The sequence below is a fragment of the Mycolicibacterium holsaticum DSM 44478 = JCM 12374 genome, from assembly GCF_019645835.1.
Classification (GTDB): domain Bacteria; phylum Actinomycetota; class Actinomycetes; order Mycobacteriales; family Mycobacteriaceae; genus Mycobacterium; species Mycobacterium holsaticum.
In genome coordinates this window covers 4,157,516-4,171,239 of sequence record NZ_CP080998.1, presented here as the reverse complement: position 1 = coordinate 4,171,239, position 13,724 = coordinate 4,157,516, and the positions used below count along the sequence as shown (strand labels likewise).

The following is a 13,724-nucleotide window of genomic DNA, read 5'->3' as shown; positions in this document are numbered from 1 at the left end:
GGTTCGCTATCCGAGGTTTGCGCGGATGCACACGGTGACGTACGGCAGCGCCAGACCGGTTGCGTTGGCCAGCGCCGGGTGGGTGGCCAGCAGCTCGCGGACCTGGTCCAGCGTTTGGACGCGCACCTTCTCCGGTGAGGTGATGCAGTAGCTGCGCGAGGCCACCAGATCGATGAGGGCCTGCGGCGTCAGGTAATTCGTCCACTCCACCTGATGACGCTGCACATCGGTGAACGGCTCAGTCACCGTGACCCGGTTGGTGAACGGGTCGTCCTCGTGGCCGATGATGCGGCCGAGTTCCTTGACCCAGCCCATGCGTTCGTCGCGGGTGTTCCACACCAGCCCGAGCCGACCGCCCGGGCGCAGCACCCTGGCCACCTCGGCGACCGCGCGCTGGGGGTCGAACCAATGCCAGGCCTGCGCCACGAGCACCGCGTCGACGCTGTCTTCGGGCAGCGGGATGTCCTCGGCGGTGCCCAGCAGCGCCGGGGTCTCGGGCAGCGAACTGCTCAGCAGCTCGAGCATTTCCGGGATCGGGTCGACCGCCACCACGTCCAGGCCCCGCTCCACCAGCCGCGTGGTCAGCTTGCCGGTGCCTGCGCCCAGATCGAGCACGTCGCGCGCATCCGGGGGCAGCAGCCAGTCGATGGCCTCCGGCGGATACGACGGCCTGCCGCGTTCATATGCCGCGGCTTCTGCGCCGAACGACAGCGAGCGCTGCTGATCCGAGCGGGTCACCGCGCCGTCATTTCGCGGCGAGGTCCAGCGTCTGGCGGATCAGCTGGCCCACCGCGTCCATCTCGACCAGGAAGCCGTCGTGGCCGTAGATCGAATCGATGACCTGCAGCCTGCCGCAGTTCGGCAACAGTTCGGCCAGCTCCTCCTGCAGCCGCAGCGGATAGAGCCGGTCCGAGGTGATGCCGCCGACCACGGCCGGCACCGGACAGCCGCGCAGCGCGGTCTCCACGCCGCCGCGGCCGCGGCCCACGTCGTGGCTGGACAGCGATTCGGTGAGCGCCACGTAGGTGCCCGCGTCGAAGCGCGCGACCAGCTTGTTGCCCTGGTGCTCGAGGTAGCTCTGCACCGCGTAGCGGCCGCCGGCGCGCGGGTTTTCGACGCCCTGGGGATCGTTGGCGAAGCGGTTGTCGAGTTCGAGCTCACCGCGATATGTCAGGTGCGCGATGCGCCGCGCGACACTCATGCCGACGTCGGGGGACGCCCCGCTGTCGTAGTAGTCGCCGCCGCACCAGTTCGGGTCGGCTTTGATGGCGGCCACCTGGGTGCTCTGCGTGCCGATCTGATCGGCGGTGGCGCGTGCGCCGACCGCGAGCAGCAGCGCGGAGCGGACCTTGTCGGGGTGTCCGACCATCCACTCCAGCGCGCGGGCACCGCCCAGCGAGCCACCGATCACCGCGGCCACCTCGGTGATGCCGAGCGCCTTGAGCGCAGCGATGTCGGCCTCGACCTGGTCGCGCACTGTCACGTGGGGAAACCTTGAGCCCCAAGGCTTTCCGTCGGGATGCAGCGAGCTGGGACCTGTCGAACCACGGCACCCGCCGAGCACGTTGGTGGCCACCGCGCACCAGCGGTCGGTGTCGATCGCCGCGCCGGACCCGGCGATGCCGTCCCACCAGCCGGGTGTGGGGTGGTCGGCTCCGGCCGGGCCGGTGATGTGTGAATCGCCGGTCAGCGCGTGCAGCACCATCACCACGTTGTCGCGCTCGGGCGACAGTTCGCCCCAGCGTTGCACGGCGATCTGCACGTCGTCGAGAACGACGCCGCACTCCAGGGTCAGCGGCCCGATGTCGACGACGCCGATCTCTCCTTCGGCGGGCAGGGTCCGGGTTGCCACGTCAGTGACGGTCATCAAAACGCCGCCGTGGTCTTGGGGTCCGTCGGCCCCGCGGTGGAGAACGGTTTGGCCGCGGCGAAACCCCGTTCGAGGTCGGCCAGGATGTCGTCGATGCCCTCGATGCCGACCGCGAGACGCACCAGACCCGGGGTGACGCCGGTGGCCAGCTGCTCCTCGGGGGACAGCTGCGCATGTGTCGTCGAGGCGGGGTGGATCACCAGCGAGCGCACGTCGCCGATGTTGGCGACGTGGCTGTGCAAGGTCAGCGCGTTGACGAACGCCTTCCCCGCGTCCACGCCGCCGGCCAGCTCGAAGGCCAGCACCGCGCCGGTTCCCTTGGGGGTCAGCTTCTTTGCGAGCTCATGCCACGGCGAGCTGGGCAGCCCGGCGTAGTTCACCGAGAGGACGTCGTCGTGTGCGGCCAGGTACTCCGCGACGCGTTGGGCGTTGGCGACGTGCCGCTCGACGCGCAAGCTCAGCGTCTCCAGACCCTGCGCGATCAGGAACGCGTTGAACGGGGAGGCCGCCGAGCCGAGATCGCGCAGCAACTGCACCCGCGCCTTCAACGCGAACGCAGGCGCGCCCAGGTCGGCGTACACCACGCCGTGGTAGCTGGGATCGGGCGTGGTGAACCCGGGGAAGTTGCCGTTGGTCCAGTCGAAGGTGCCGCCGTCGACGATGACGCCCGCGATCGCCGTACCGTGCCCGCCGAGGTATTTGGTCGCCGAGTGCACGACGATGTCGGCGCCGTGGCTGATCGGTTGAAGCAGGTACGGCGTCGCGATGGTGTTGTCGACGATCAGCGGGACACCGGCGTCGTGTGCGACGGCGGAGACACCGGGAATGTCAAGCACGTCTATCTGGGGGTTGGAGATCGACTCGGCGAAGAACGCCTTGGTGTTCGGCCGGGCCGCGGCGCGCCACGACTCCAGGTCGTCGGGGTCCTCCACGAAGCTGACGTCGATGCCGATCTTGGGGAACGTGTAGTGGAACAGGTTGTAGGTGCCGCCGTACAGGCGCGGGCTGGCCACGATGTGGTGACCGGACTCGGCGATGTTGAGCAGCGCCAGGTGCGATGCGGCCTGACCGGACGCCAGGAACAGTGCGGCCACCCCGCCTTCCAGGGCCGCGATGCGCTGTTCGACGACGTCCTGGGTGGGGTTCATGATCCGGGTGTAGATGTTGCCGGGCTCGGCCAGCCCGAACAGCGCGGCGGCGTGCTCGGTGCTGTCGAACGTGAAGCTGGTGGTCTGGTAGATCGGCAGCGCCCGCGCGTTGGTCGCCCCGTCCGGGGTCTGGCCGGCGTGCACCTGCTTGGTCTCAAACGCCCAATGCGCGGTGGGATCGTCCAGCGGGTTGTCGGTGCTCAAGGGATTCTCCTGTTGTGATGTGGCCGGGGGTCGGGGTTCAGCGACACTTGCGCACGCCGGACCTCCACCTGTCGCTCTGGGGGCCCGTCACAACGGACCCGCGCTTGCCGGTACCACTTACCTGTGGGTACTCAACCTGGTCATCACCCGGGGCACCCCACCGCGGTTGGAGGGTTGCCGGCCAGCAAGCCGGGGCTTGACGCTGGCGCTCATGACCATGGAGAAGCTTATCCCATCGCGGCGAGAAAGTGCCACCAGGTGGGCGTCCCGACGGAGGTGGGCACGCGTAGCGTCGACGTCAACGAGATACTGGTGGCCGACGTTTCACCCGCCGATACCGATAGTGACGCCCGGAAGAGAGATCATGAGTGCTCAGCAGCCAACCATCATCTACACCCTGACCGACGAGGCGCCGCTGCTTGCGACCTACGCGTTCCTGCCGATCATCCGCACCTTTGCCGAACCTGCCGGCATCGAGATCAAGACCAGCGACATCTCGGTGGCCGCCCGCATCCTGGCGGAGTTCGGCGACTATCTGACCGAAGAGCAGCGGGTGCCCGACAATCTCGGCGAGCTGGGCCAGCTGACGCAACTGCCCGAAACCAACATCATCAAGCTGCCCAACATCAGCGCATCGGTGCCGCAGCTGCTGGCCGCCATCAAGGAACTGCAGGGCAAGGGGTACGCGATTCCGGACTACCCCGGAGAGCCCAAGACCGACGAGGAAAAGGCGCTCAAGGACCGCTACACCAAGATCCTCGGCAGCGCCGTGAACCCCGTTCTGCGTGAGGGCAACTCAGACCGCCGGGCGCCCAAGGCGGTCAAGGAGTACGCGCGCAAACATCCGCACAGCATGGGGGAGTGGTCGCAGGCCTCGCGCACCCACGTGGCCACGATGAGGCACGGCGACTTCTACGCGGGCGAGAAGTCGCTGACGCTGGACCGGCCGCGCAAGGTCAAGATGGTGCTCAACACCGAGGGCGGCGAAACGTTGGTGCTCAAGCCCGAGGTCGCCCTGGATGAGGGCGACATCATCGACAGCATGTTCATGAGCCGAAAGGCGCTGTGCGAGTTCTACGAAGAGCAGATGCAGGACGCCTACAAGACCGGGGTGATGTTCTCGCTGCACGTCAAGGCGACGATGATGAAGGTCAGCCACCCGATTGTGTTCGGCCATGCCGTCAAGACCTTCTACAAGGACGCGTGGGCCAAGCACCAGGAGTTGTTCGACCAGCTCGGCGTCAACGTCAACAACGGGCTCTCGGACCTCTACGACAAGATCGAATCGCTGCCGGCGTCGCAGCGCGACGAGATCATCGACGATCTGCACCGCTGCCATGAGCATCGTCCGGAGTTGGCGATGGTGGACTCCGCGCGCGGGATCACCAACTTCCACTCGCCCTCCGACGTGATCGTGGACGCGTCGATGCCTGCGATGATCCGGCTGGGCGGCAAGATGTACGGCGCGGACGGCCGCACCAAGGACACCAAGGCGGTCAACCCCGAGTCCACCTTCTCCCGGATCTATCAGGAGATGATCAACTTCTGTAAGACCCACGGCCAGTTCGATCCGACGACCATGGGCACGGTGCCCAACGTCGGGCTGATGGCGCAGAAGGCCGAGGAGTACGGCAGCCACGACAAGACCTTCGAGATCCCCGAGGCCGGCGTCGCCGACATCGTCGACGTCGACACCGGTGAGGTGCTGCTGACCCAGAACGTGGAAACCGGCGACATCTGGCGCATGCCGATCGTCAAGGACGCCGCGATCCAGGACTGGGTGAAGCTGGCCGTCAACCGTGGGCGGGCCTCCGGGATGACGGTGCTGTTCTGGCTGGACACCGAACGCCCGCACGAGGTCGAGCTGCGCAAGAAGGTCAAGGCCTACCTCGCCGAGCACGACACCGAGGGCTTGCACATCCAGGTGATGCCGCAGGTGTGGGCGATGCGCTACACGCTCGAGCGGCTGATCCGCGGCCAGGACACTATCGCCGCGACCGGCAACATCCTGCGCGACTACCTGACCGACCTGTTCCCGATCCTGGAGCTGGGCACCAGCGCCAAGATGCTGTCGATCGTGCCGCTGATGGCAGGCGGCGGGATGTATGAGACCGGTGCGGGCGGTTCGGCGCCCAAGCATGTCAAGCAGCTGGTCGAGGAGAACCATCTGCGGTGGGATTCGCTGGGCGAGTTCCTCGCGATCGGTGCATGTTTCGAGGATCTGGGCCGCAAGACCGACAACAAGTCCGCGGCCCTGCTCGGCAAGACGCTGGACTCCGCGATCGGCAAGCTGCTGGACAACAACAAGAGCCCGTCCCGCAAGACCGGTGAACTCGACAACCGCGGCAGCCAGTTCTACCTCGCGATGTACTGGGCGCAGGAACTGGCCGCGCAGACCGAGGACAAGGAACTGGCCGAACACTTCGCGGCGTTGGCCGACGAGCTCGCCAAGAACGAAGACACCATCGTCACCGAACTCGCCGAGGTGCAAGGCAATCCGGTCGACATCGGCGGTTACTACTATCCCGACTGGGACAAGACCACCGCGGTGATGCGGCCGAGCAAGACCCTCAACGCGACGCTGGAGTCCGCGCAGTCCGTTACTGCTCAGTAGCCCAAGCTGATCCGGTGCCCCGCAGGCCCGGCTTGTAGTGTGACCCGCATGTCGAAGGTCAAGGTCGAAGGCACGGTAGTCGAACTCGATGGCGACGAGATGACCCGCATCATCTGGAAGCTCATCAAGGACACGTTCATCTACCCCTACCTCGACATCGACCTGGACTACTACGACCTCGGCATCGAGAACCGCGACGCCACCGACGACCGGGTCACGATCGAGGCGGCCGAGGCGATCAGACGCCACGGCGTCGGGGTCAAGTGCGCGACGATCACGCCCGACGAAGCCCGCGTCGAGGAGTTCGGTCTGAAGAAGATGTGGCAGTCGCCCAACGGAACCATCCGGAACATCCTGGGCGGCACCATCTTCCGTGCCCCGATCGTGATCAAGAATGTGCCGCGGCTGGTGCCGGGGTGGACCAAGCCGATCATCATCGGCCGGCACGCGTTCGGCGACCAGTACCGCGCGTTCAACACCAAGGTGGACCGGCCGGGCACGTTCACCGTCACGTTCACCCCCGACGACGGCAGCGCGCCGATGGTGCACGACGTGGTGGCCATCCCCGAGGGCGGCGGCGTCATCATGGGGATGTACAACTTCCGCCAGTCGATCCAGGACTTCGCGCGGGCGTCATTCAACTACGGGCTGCAGCAGAAGTTTCCGGTGTACCTGTCGACGAAGAACACCATCCTCAAGGGTTACGACGGGATGTTCAAAGACGAGTTCGCCCGCATCTTCGACGAGGAGTACAAAGAGCAGTTCGACGCCGAAGGGCTCACCTACGAGCACCGCCTGATCGACGACATGGTGGCGGCCAGCCTCAAGTGGGAGGGCGGCTACGTGTGGGCCTGCAAGAACTACGACGGTGACGTGCAATCCGACACGGTGGCACAGGGTTTCGGCTCGCTGGGGTTGATGACGTCGGTGCTCTTGACCCCGGACGGCAAGACCGTGGAGGCCGAGGCCGCGCACGGCACCGTCACCCGGCACTACCGCCAGTACCAGCAGGGCAAGCCGACGTCGACCAACCCGATCGCCTCGATCTTCGCCTGGACCCGCGGGCTGGCGCACCGCGGCAAGCTGGACAACACCCCCGCGGTGATCGAGTTCGCCGAAACGCTCGAAGAGGTGGTGATCGGCACCGTCGAGGGCGGTCAGATGACCAAGGACCTCGCCCTGCTGATCGGGCCGGAGCAGCAGTGGCAGACCACCGAGGTGTTCCTCGAGTCGATCGCCGAGAACCTGCGCACCGAACTCGCGGCTTAGTCGGCGACGGCGCGGCGCGGCGGCGCGAGGTGGCGGTCGACGAACTCGACGATCACGTCGGCGACCCGTCGCGGCGCCTCGAACATCGGGATGTGCCCCACGCCGTCGAGATGGGTGATCTGGGCGCTTTTCGGCAGGTGCTCGGTGAAGTGCCGGGTGAACCGGGGGTGCGGCAGCACCCGGTCCTTCTCGCAGATCACCAGGTGGATGGGCGCGTCGGCGTCGGCCAGCTCCCGCAGTCCCGGCAGCAACAGCGCCTTGACCAGCAGCTGGTAGTAGGCCGGGCAGTGGGTGACATCGTCGATGATGACCAGCAGGTCCTCGTCGGTGAGCCCGCTCGGGTCGGCGCTGACCGGCACGAAAGCCAGCTGGCGCACGAACGGTAGGCGCAGCGCGCGCGGCCCCAGCGCCTTGGCGCCCAACCAGACCGGCAGGCCGGCGACGAACTTGAACACGATCTCGAACTTGGCGGGGGTGAAGCGGCTCCAGCCGCCCGCGGGGGCGATCCCGGTGAGTGTGCGGGCCCTGCCGCGACGTTCCAGCTCGAACGCCACCCAGCCGCCAAGGGAGTTGCCCACGATGTGGGCGGTGTCCCAGCCCAGGGCGTCCATGCGGCGTTCCATATCGTCAGCGAGCTCGACGGTGTCGAGGAAGAAGCGGCCCTTCACCCCGCCGTTGTGACCGGGCATCGTGGGCGCGTACACCTCGTAACGGCCGGTGTCGGCAATCATCGGTGCGACGTCTTTCCACACGTTTTGCGACATCATGAACGGATGTAGCAAAAGCATCGGTTCGCCGGAGCCGAGGTGAATCGGAGCGCGCTCAGTCATCCTGCCGACACTAAAGGCGATACCGCCGGTACCGCAAGGTTCGAGGCTATGGTCGGTCCGTGATCGTCAGCACCGTCAACGTCAACGGGATCCGCGCCGCGGTGAGGCAACGCTCGCCGGACAACCTCGGGCTGCTGGCCTGGCTCGCCGCCACCCGCGCCGACGTGGTCTGCCTGCAGGAGACCCGTGCCGACGACGACCAGGTGGCCGCGGCGCTGGCGCCGGCGCTGGCCGACGGCTGGCACCTGGCGTCGGCCGAACCCCACCTCAAGGGCCGCAGCGGCGTCGCGGTGCTCTCCCGCCTGCCGATCACCGCGGCGCGGCCACTGGAGTGTGACGAGTTCTCAACGCACGGACGCTATCTCGAGGTCGACGTCGCAGGAACGACCGTGGCCAGCGTCTACGTGCAGACCGGCGAAGCCGAAACCGACCGTCAGCTGGAAAAGGAACGCTTCCTCACCGTGCTGGCCAAACGGATGGCCGAGCTGGCCGACCGCCACGCGGTGGTGTGCGGGGACTGGAACATCGCGCACACCGAAAACGACATCAAGAATTGGAAGGGCAACCTCAAGAAGTCGGGCTTTCTGCCCAGCGAGCGGCAATGGCTGACCGAACTGCTGGACGCCGGCTGGGTCGACGTGGTCCGCGTGCTGCACCCCGACATGGCCGGGCCGTACTCGTGGTGGTCGTGGCGCGGGCGGGCGTTCGACAACGACGCCGGCTGGCGCATCGACTACCAGCTGGCGACGCCGACGTTGGCCGCGCGGGCGGTGGCGGCGCGGGTGGAGCGCGCCGCGGCGTACGCGCTGCGGTGGTCCGACCACGCGCCGGTGACCGTCGAATACCGCGGTTAGCTCCAAGCGAGTGTGGGGTTTGTCGCACGCCCAGCGCGGCACAACGTGTGTCAAGTCGACGTTCGGCCGGTGTGAAATGATCGGGCCACCATGAGCAACGAGCGCGCCGCCGCGCCGGAAAAGCGGGTCTTTTCCGGCGTGCAACCCACATCGGACTCCCTGCACCTCGGCAACGCCCTCGGCGCGGTCCGGCAGTGGGTGGGGATGCAGGACGAGTTCGACGCGTTCTTCTGTGTCGTCGACCTGCACGCGATCACCGTCCCGCAGGACCCCGAGCAGCTGCGCAGACGCACGCTCGCGGTCGCCGCGCAGTACCTGGCGTTGGGCATCGACCCGGCACGCTCGACGATCTTCGTGCAGAGCCACGTCCCCGCGCACACCGAACTGGCCTGGGCGCTGGGATGTTTCACCGGGTTCGGGCAGGCATCGCGGATGACGCAGTTCAAGGACAAGTCGCAGCGGCAGGGCAGCGAGGCCACCACCGTCGGGCTGTTCACCTACCCGGTGCTGATGGCCGCCGACGTGTTGCTCTACGACACCAACCTGGTGCCCGTCGGCGAGGATCAGCGCCAGCACCTCGAGCTGGCACGCGATGTCGCGCAACGGTTCAACGCGCGCTTTCCCGCCACGTTCGTCATCCCCGACGTGCTGATCCCGAAGGCCACCGCCAAGATCTACGACCTGGCCGACCCGACCGCCAAGATGAGCAAGTCGGCGGCCACCGAGGCCGGCCTGATCAACCTGCTCGACGACCCGAAGGTCTCGGCCAAGAAGATCCGCTCGGCGGTCACCGACAGCGAACGCGAAGTGCGTTACGACCCCGACGCCAAGCCGGGTGTCTCCAACCTGCTGACCATCCAGTCCGCGGTCACCGGCACCGACGTCGACAAGCTCGTCGAGGGCTACGCCGGCCGCGGATACGGCGACCTGAAGGCCGACACCGCCGAGGCCGTCGTCGAATTCGTCACCCCGCTCAAGGCCCGCGTCGACGAACTCCTCGCCGATCCGGCCGAACTGGAAGCGGTGCTCGCGGCCGGCGCGCAGCGCGCGCGCGAGGTGTCTGCAACGACGTTGCAGCGGGTATACGACCGGCTGGGATTCTTGCAGCCACGTCCTTGAAGCGGGAGACATCGATGGCCCAGCAAGACACGGCGACCGAGCCGGACAAGCCTGGCGTCATCGACCGGATGCGGGCCCGGTACCCCTGGTTCGACCACGTCATGCGCGCCCAGCAGCGCTACCAGGCCAGCAAGGGCGACTTCTACGCGGCGGGCATCACCTACTTCACCGTCTTCGCGCTGTTCCCGTTGCTGATGGTGGGATTCGCGGTCGGCGGCTTCATCCTTGTGCGCCAGCCAGATCTGCTCGCCCAAGTCGAGGACCGGATCCGGTCGTCGGTGACCGGCGATGTCGGCAACCAGTTGGTCGACCTGATGGAGTCGGCGATCGCCTCGCGCACCTCGGTCGGCATCATCGGCCTGGCCACCGCCGCGTGGGCGGGGCTGGGCTGGATGGCCAACCTGCGTGAGGCGCTGAGCCAGATGTGGGGTCTGCAGCGGCAGAACTCGAAAGGGTTTGTGCGCACCAAGGCGTCGGATCTGTTCGCGATCCTCGGTCTGTTCATCGCCGTGGCCGTCACCGTCGCGCTGACCGCGCTGGGCAACTCGGGCCCGATGCATAAAGTTCTGGAATGGGTTGGGTTGGAGCATGTTCCGGGTGTCGGCGTGGCGTTGCGGATCGTCTCCGTGCTTTTCTCGTTGCTGATCAGCTGGATGCTGTTCTCGTGGATCATCGCGCGGCTGCCACGGGAGTCGGTGAGCTTTCGCAGCGCGCTGCGGGCCGGGTTCTTGGCGGCGGCGGCGTTCGAGGTGTTCAAACTGGTGGCGTCGATCTACTTGCGCTCGGTGGTCACCGGTCCGGCGGGTGCGACGTTCGGCCCAGTGCTGGGGCTGATGGTGTTCGCCTACATCACCGCGCGGCTGATCCTGTTCACGACGGCGTGGGCGGCGACGGCGACCGACAACATGCAGCCCGCGCCGGTCGAGCCGCCCGGGCGCGCGTTGATCGCCCCGCGGGTGCAGGTCCGCGAGGGGGTGGGGCTTACCGGTGCGTTGACTGCTGCCTTACTGGGCGCCGTTGGCGCGCTGAGCCTTTCGCGGTTGATGCGGCGCTAACTGCTGACGAGTTGCAGGCCGACCACACACCCCACGATGCCCAGCAACAAGGCCACCTTGATCGGTGAGGCGCTTTCGGCCCCGGTCGCCAGCGAGTAAACGACGGTGAGCGCCGCGCCGACGCCCACCCATACCGCGTAGCCCGTGCCGACCGGCAGGTCGCGCAGCGCGATGCCCAACCCGCCCATCGAAATGATCAGCGCCACAACGAATATCGCGATCGGTACCGGTTTGCTGAACCCCTCCGATTTGCTCAGCGCAACGGCCCACACCGCCTCGAAGGCACCGGAGACGATGAGTATGAGCCAGGCCATGAAACACCTCCGCGAGGGATCAGCGGGTGAGCTGGGGGCGTCGGTTCAACGACCGGGCGCCCATGATCAGACTGAACACGATGATGGCCCCCACGACCGCCACCCCGACGCGCACCGGCATGGCGTCGACGTCGGAGAGCATGGGCGCGGCATTGACCCCGGCAGCGGTGTCGGCGGCCGGTTTGCGGTCGAGCAGGGAGGGGTCCGGTTCGATCAGCGTGCCCACCTTGGTGCCGGGCGGGGTCGCGAAGCCGTAGTCCAGCAGGTGCGCCGCCTGCTCCCACGGGGCGATCGGCTGGCGGGTGCCGCGCAGCAGCACCGCGACCAGGCGGCGCCCGTCACGGTCGGCGGCGCCGACGAACGTCTGGCCGGCGTCATCGGTGTATCCGGTCTTGCCGCCCAGCGCGCCGGGATAGTTGTTGAGCAGCTTGTTGTCGTTCTCGATCGGATAGCCGACGTCGCCGCGGCCGGGGAAGTCGAAGCTGCGGGTGGACACGATGTCGGCGAACACCGGGTTCTGCCAGGCGTAGCGGTAGAACAGGGCCAGGTCGTAGGCCGATGTGCTCATGCCCGGTCCGTCCAGGCCGGACGGGCTGGCCACCCGGGTGTCGCGCCCGCCGAGCTTGCGGGCCAGGTCGTTGAGCTTGTTCAGCGCGACGTCGTAGCCGCCGAGCTGGGTGGCCAGCGCGTAGGCGGCGTCGTTGCCGGAGTACATCATCAGGCCGTGCAGCAGGTCGTTGACCGAGTAGTGCCCCTCGGGTCCGACGCCCACCTTGGTGCCTTCCTGGGCCGCGTCTTCGGGGGTGCCCGCCACCACCCGGTGAATCGGGAGTTCCTTGATGGCCGCCATCGCGGTGAGCACCTTGATGACGCTGGCGGGCCGGTGCCTGCCGTGGGGGTCCTTGGCCGCGATGACATCGCCGGTGTCGAGGTCGGCGACGATCCATGCCTCGGCGGAGACGTCGTTGGGCAGCGGCGGTGTGCCGGGCGCGGTGATCACCCCGCACCCCGAGAGCGCGTCACCGCCGAGCGGGGTGGCGGGCACCGGTAGCGGGGCGGGTGGGTCCTGGCCGGGCTTGGGGACCTCGGAGGCGTCGACCGCCGGGGGTGTGGTCTCGCGGTACGGGCAGGTGGTGCCTTCCGGCGCCGACGGTGGCTGAGCGCTCGCGACCGCCGGGCTGACCAGCACGAAAAGGGCAGCTGCCAGGCCGACAGCGCGCCGAGACGCGGTTCGAAAATTCGCCATCGTGAGCGCAGATTAGGCCGTCGAGCCCGCGATCGCCCGGAGGCGCGCTGTGACTGATGAGGTTCATGTGACTCGGGGTCGTGGGCGCCGCTCCTCGCCCAAAGGGACAAACGGGCGGGAAAGGTCGAGTAAATCCCGCCATTCCGTCGATCTCGGCGCGGGGGCGTGGCTCGGGTCAGAGGGTGAGCGCCGACAACTCCGCCCACGCGACGGCGCGTGCGCCGATGCTGCCCATCCAGAGCCGGCCGTCGGCCTCCACCAAGCCGGTCACCATGCCGAACCCCGGATGCTCGGTGCGCAGACCGGCGACCACCTCACCGCTGTCCGGGTCGAACGCGACCACCCACACCGTCGACTCCGGCTTGGGCTGCAACGCCTCGGGCAACCGCCACACCAGCTTGCGCAGCAGCGGCGCACCCTTGGCCAGCCGCTCGGCGACCGCGTTGACCGGGGTGACCATGGCGCACCAGATCCGCCCGTCGGCGCCGGTGGACAGGTTGTCGGGCATCGCGGGAAGGTTCACCGCCAGCGGGGTGACCGTGCCCGCGTCGGGGCCGGTGAGCCACAGCTTCGACAGGCAGCGGCCCTGCGTCTCGGCGAACACCAGCGCCGACCCGTCCGCGGTGGCCGTCACCCCGTTGGCGAAATACAGCCCCGACAACACCGTCAACACGGTGCCGTCGGGATCGCGCCGAAACAGGCTGCCGCGCCCACGCGCCTCCAGGATCGCCCCCACATAGTGGGCGTAGGTGAACGCACTGGTGGACTCGGTGAAAATGATTGTGCCATCGGCTAATTCGACAGCATTGGAGCAGAATTGCAGCTTTCGGTTGTCGACTTCGTCGACCAACGTCTCGACCGCGCCGCTGCGCCGGTCCACGGCCAGCAGGCCACGCGGGCTGTCGCACACCAGCAGCCGGTCGTCGCGCCCCATGGCCAGCCCCAGCGGGCGACCGCCGGTCTCGGTGACCACCGACACGTCACCGCCGGGGGAGAGGCGCAGGATGCGGCCGTCGTCGATGCCGGTCCAGATATGGCCGTCGGTGTCGACCACCACGTCTTCGGGTGCGTTGCCGGGCACCGGGACGACGGTCAGCGGCGCCGACGGCAGGTCCGGCAGCGGATCCACCGGCGGGGGCTGCCAGCGGACGGGGTCGATCGGCGGTTTGGTCGGTCCGGCGTTGGCGGGCATGCTGCCAGT

General features: G+C 67.8%; 12 protein-coding genes and 1 riboswitch. Of the genes, 5 read left to right on the top strand and 7 right to left on the bottom strand.

Going from position 1 to position 13,724, the window contains the following annotated elements; genetic code table 11:
* Window positions 1-6: 6 nt before the first annotated feature.
* The 3 genes from K3U96_RS20080 to K3U96_RS20070 are packed head-to-tail and all read right to left on the bottom strand — an operon-like array spanning window position 7 to window position 3,222.
* On the bottom strand, window positions 7-738 hold the full coding sequence (locus tag K3U96_RS20080; RefSeq protein ID WP_220690876.1) for a class I SAM-dependent methyltransferase: 732 nt from the start codon (window positions 736-738) through the stop codon (window positions 7-9).
* A gap of 7 nt (window positions 739-745) precedes the next feature.
* On the bottom strand, window positions 746-1,867 hold the full coding sequence (gene metX / locus K3U96_RS20075) for a homoserine O-acetyltransferase MetX (protein ID WP_220690875.1): 1,122 nt from the start codon (window positions 1,865-1,867) through the stop codon (window positions 746-748).
* Entirely contained in the window at window positions 1,867-3,222 is a 1,356-nt protein-coding gene (locus tag K3U96_RS20070) for a bifunctional o-acetylhomoserine/o-acetylserine sulfhydrylase (RefSeq protein ID WP_220690874.1), read from the bottom strand. Before K3U96_RS20070 ends, metX begins: the two co-directional genes overlap by 1 nt.
* Before the next feature lie 95 nt (window positions 3,223-3,317).
* Window positions 3,318-3,439, bottom strand: a riboswitch (SAM riboswitch).
* A 147-nt stretch (window positions 3,440-3,586) separates the two neighbouring features.
* On the opposite strand from K3U96_RS20070, the gene K3U96_RS20065 reads away from it, so the two are divergent.
* Window positions 3,587-5,836: an NADP-dependent isocitrate dehydrogenase gene (locus tag K3U96_RS20065; protein WP_220690873.1), complete on the top strand. Its 2,250-nt coding sequence runs from the start codon at window positions 3,587-3,589 to the stop codon at window positions 5,834-5,836.
* Window positions 5,837-5,884: 48 nt separating this feature from the next.
* The gene (locus K3U96_RS20060) at window positions 5,885-7,105 is read left to right on the top strand and encodes an NADP-dependent isocitrate dehydrogenase (protein WP_275085810.1); all 1,221 of its coding nucleotides are present in this window, start codon (window positions 5,885-5,887) and stop codon (window positions 7,103-7,105) included.
* Here K3U96_RS20060 and K3U96_RS20055 read toward each other — a convergent pair.
* Complete coding sequence (locus tag K3U96_RS20055; protein ID WP_069407502.1) at window positions 7,102-7,935, bottom strand: epoxide hydrolase EphH; 834 nt, start codon at window positions 7,933-7,935, stop codon at window positions 7,102-7,104. The genes K3U96_RS20060 and K3U96_RS20055 overlap by 4 nt on opposite strands.
* A gap of 59 nt (window positions 7,936-7,994) precedes the next feature.
* Here K3U96_RS20055 and K3U96_RS20050 point away from each other — a divergent pair, with 59 nt between their 5' ends.
* From K3U96_RS20050 to yhjD, 3 genes are all read left to right on the top strand, one after another.
* A complete protein-coding gene (locus K3U96_RS20050; protein ID WP_220690871.1) occupies window positions 7,995-8,789 on the top strand; it encodes an exodeoxyribonuclease III in 795 nt (264 codons plus the stop codon).
* Between the two features lie 90 nt (window positions 8,790-8,879).
* Window positions 8,880-9,908: a tryptophan--tRNA ligase gene (gene trpS, locus K3U96_RS20045; RefSeq protein ID WP_220690870.1), complete on the top strand. Its 1,029-nt coding sequence runs from the start codon at window positions 8,880-8,882 to the stop codon at window positions 9,906-9,908.
* Between the two features lie 14 nt (window positions 9,909-9,922).
* Entirely contained in the window at window positions 9,923-10,963 is a 1,041-nt protein-coding gene (yhjD, locus tag K3U96_RS20040; protein WP_220690869.1) for an inner membrane protein YhjD, read from the top strand.
* On the opposite strand, the gene K3U96_RS20035 is transcribed toward yhjD, so the two are convergent.
* The 3 genes from K3U96_RS20035 to K3U96_RS20025 form a co-directional block, all read right to left on the bottom strand.
* The gene (locus K3U96_RS20035; protein WP_069407499.1) at window positions 10,960-11,277 is read right to left on the bottom strand and encodes a DMT family transporter; all 318 of its coding nucleotides are present in this window, start codon (window positions 11,275-11,277) and stop codon (window positions 10,960-10,962) included. The genes yhjD and K3U96_RS20035 overlap by 4 nt on opposite strands.
* A gap of 19 nt (window positions 11,278-11,296) precedes the next feature.
* Window positions 11,297-12,523, bottom strand: coding sequence for a D-alanyl-D-alanine carboxypeptidase family protein (locus K3U96_RS20030; protein ID WP_220690868.1), 1,227 nt, complete (start codon window positions 12,521-12,523; stop codon window positions 11,297-11,299).
* Window positions 12,524-12,698: 175 nt separating this feature from the next.
* Window positions 12,699-13,715 carry an SMP-30/gluconolactonase/LRE family protein gene (locus K3U96_RS20025; protein ID WP_220690867.1) on the bottom strand — a complete coding sequence of 339 codons (1,017 nt, stop codon included), beginning with the start codon at window positions 13,713-13,715 and terminating at the stop codon, window positions 12,699-12,701.
* Between the last annotated feature and the right edge of the window lie 9 nt (window positions 13,716-13,724).